Below are 2,810 nucleotides of genomic sequence, written 5' to 3' on the forward strand. Positions count from 1 at the left end.
GGACGCAGTTTCGTGGCAAACAGGAACTGTATTTCTTTACTCTCGATGTGATCGTTACGATCATTCTGGCTGGCTTGATCGTCTATCATCCGGTGAGACGTAAAGCCCGTAGAAGTGTCAGCGATATCGTCATGCCGCGACTGTTCTTCCTTTATGCGCTTGTCGGCATGGCGGTTGGGTTTCTGGTCGTACAGCACGGATCGATGATCGGGTTCGTGATTTTTGGAATAGGAGCTCTGTTAAGGTTCCGATCAAATATGGCTGACCCGGTCGACACGGTGGAAATGATTATAGTCACCGTGCTTGGGCTGGCGGTAGGGCTGGGCTTGCCCTTGATGGCCACACTGGTGGCGGTTGTATGTTGGTGTTTCATTTGGCTCGGTGGGCGAAACAAGGGCGTGGAAATTTCGCTCAAGGCTTCAAACGAAGAGCACTCATTGAAAGTCAGCGGGGATATTGAAGCCATGGCCGCAGACGCTGGCTGGAAGTTGGTCCGAAAACACCACGTTCCTGGAAAATCTCGCGTTTCTTTGCTTTTCATCACTTCGGGTGGATTGTCGGAAGCTCGGATCGAAGAGATGATAAACGATCTGGTCCCTGAAAAAGTTGAGTTGAAACTCAACCTCTAATCATTTCACAAGGTCTAAGCGCTTTAATACCGCATTCGGGGATCTGATCTCTTTCGGTAGCGACTTGAAGTTTACCGACCTTTCGAAATCGGGTCCACGATATACTGCTATCCCAAATTCTCCGTTTGGCTGGAACGTAACATGAGTGAAGCTGTGAGGTGATCTGGCTTTTGAGCCGATAAGCCGTCGCGGGCCACCTCCCAAACAAGCTTGAGAGACGTAAGCCACGCCGTCTTTCCAACCTGGATAGAAGGCATGATGGTGCCCTGACAAATGCAGTACGACACCGCTTTCCAGGTAGATTTTTTCAAGTGTTGGGTCACCGATGATTTCGCGTTCGCGCTGAATCGCGAAGGGCCAGAGTGGGAGGTGACTGAAAGTGACAATCGGGTCTCCATTTGCCCCCAGTTCCTCAAGTCTGTCCTGCTGGTCGCCGGATAGAGGTCCCAAGGTCGTAGCGTCCAAAGACGCAAACGTTACGCCCTGCATCTCAAAAGCGTAGAAGAACGGGTAGTCATCCGAAACCAGAAAATCGACGTCTGGTTTTCGTGGTATCCATTCCTCTGCGTATATTTTTCTTTCACGCTCGAACCCACGGTACGCAGAGGCATCATGGTTTCCTGGCGTGACCGCAAATGGAATGCCGGCAGCCTCTAAAGGATCTGATACGGCCTCGTGAAACGCCTTCCACATATCCCTGACCTGTTTGTCGGACACGTTGGGAATGCGCTGTCCCGCAACCATATCTCCGGTCGAAATAACCAGATCTGGATCAATCTCGACTATCCGCTTAATCGCTTTGTCGACGCGGGCATCGTATCTTACCGAACCATAGCTTCCGTTCAGATCCGATATGACGATAACATCCAATGCCGCCGCTTTGCAGGCGAGCAGAGCGGTCCAAATGAACACCGCAATAAGAGCAGAACACCTACGGGTCATTACAGTCCAAGGCCCCTACCTCGGTGTCGTTTCTCAAAAAGAATGCGACAGGATCCAAGTCGAACATCAAATCGCCATTTGAACAATTGCTCTGGAGGATGGACGTTGCCAGCGCAGTATTTTTGACAACTTGTTCAATCTGACTGTCTGACAAACCAAAGCTTTGCGATAGCCAGTCATAGACCGGACCTTGGGATTGAAGGTCACTGTTCAATGCAACCAAGCGCCGGTAGGTGCTTGGAGAGAAGTGGCGAATTTTCTCCAGCATTTGAGTGGATTTCGCGAAGTTGGCGTATTCGACACGCCCACCAGCATCGTTGTCGTTTAGATTGCTGCGACGGATCAATAGCGCGTCGGCGGGAACGTCTCCATCGTTTGGCTCATGGTGCTTGGCTTTCTTCTGCTTCAGTTTTCCGTCTTCGACCCAATACCAATAGGGTGTGAAGTCTATGTTTCCCACACGGTCCTGCTGGCTAAAGATGAAGTCAAATAGAACAATCTCGGTAAGTTCTTGCATCCAAAATGCCATCTGTTGGTCACTGACATCGGGGCCGAGATCCTTGTTGATCATCCGGTCTTTTCGGCCTTCTTTAACGCCCTCTGCAATGGCCTCTGACAAGGGTCTCGAAGAACGCAAAGCCAAGAAAGCAGGAGTTTCCTGAAAATCGCGGTTTTGACCTTTTCCCCATCCAGATTTGCGTGTGCCGTTGATTTCCGAGCCGTATCGATGCCCAGGACTATCAAGCAGTACACCGTATATTTGCGTTCGATCCGATGTGAACAGATCGTCGGTGGGCTGGTATGAGTCCGGGTCAGAATCCGCAGCCGCGAAGACCCGCCAGCCTTCATGGTTCATGCGTCCGCCGTGAGAGCCACCAGAAATCGCAAGGCCAGGCTCGGCGACCTCGGAAAAATGCGTCTGGGCGTCCATGCTTCGCCAAACGGCGACTGGAACTTTTACAGTCGCGTCGAAATATCTGGAGAAATGATAGTAAAGCAGTGAAGACGTGGAAAAGGTTCCACTGGTGCCTTTCTGGTTCATGGTGGACTTGAATTTAGCCGCCCTGTCCTTAGCCAGATCTTTTGCCGCCTTCCCTTCCTTGCAAGCGTTTCTCTCGAATTCAGAACGGTTCCCCACGTAAGGTCCTTCCGAAATATCGTAGACTGCCATTCCTGGGCTGGTGCTCCAGGTTTTTGGGCAAATAGCAATTTCGGAGGCATAGAAATCGATCTCGCAAT

3 protein-coding genes are annotated in these 2,810 nt (G+C 51.1%); 1 reads left to right on the plus strand and 2 read right to left on the minus strand.

Annotation, left to right across the window (positions count from 1 at the left end; all coding sequences use genetic code 11):
• On the plus strand, nucleotides 1-629 hold a 629-nt coding region (locus GOV79_RS22230), incomplete at its 5' end, for a DUF4956 domain-containing protein (RefSeq protein WP_214648149.1).
• On the opposite strand, the gene GOV79_RS22235 is transcribed toward GOV79_RS22230, so the two are convergent.
• Together GOV79_RS22235 and GOV79_RS22240 are read right to left on the minus strand one after the other, a co-directional pair.
• Entirely contained in the window at nucleotides 630-1,499 is an 870-nt protein-coding gene (locus GOV79_RS22235; RefSeq protein ID WP_170791792.1) for a metallophosphoesterase family protein, read from the minus strand.
• 61 nt (nucleotides 1,500-1,560) lie between these two features.
• Nucleotides 1,561-2,810, minus strand: a 1,250-nt coding sequence (locus tag GOV79_RS22240) for a hypothetical protein (RefSeq protein ID WP_170791793.1), incomplete at its 5' end; no start/stop codon positions are given.

Source organism: Ruegeria lacuscaerulensis (genome assembly GCF_013034745.1).
Taxonomy (GTDB): domain Bacteria; phylum Pseudomonadota; class Alphaproteobacteria; order Rhodobacterales; family Rhodobacteraceae; genus Ruegeria; species Ruegeria lacuscaerulensis_B.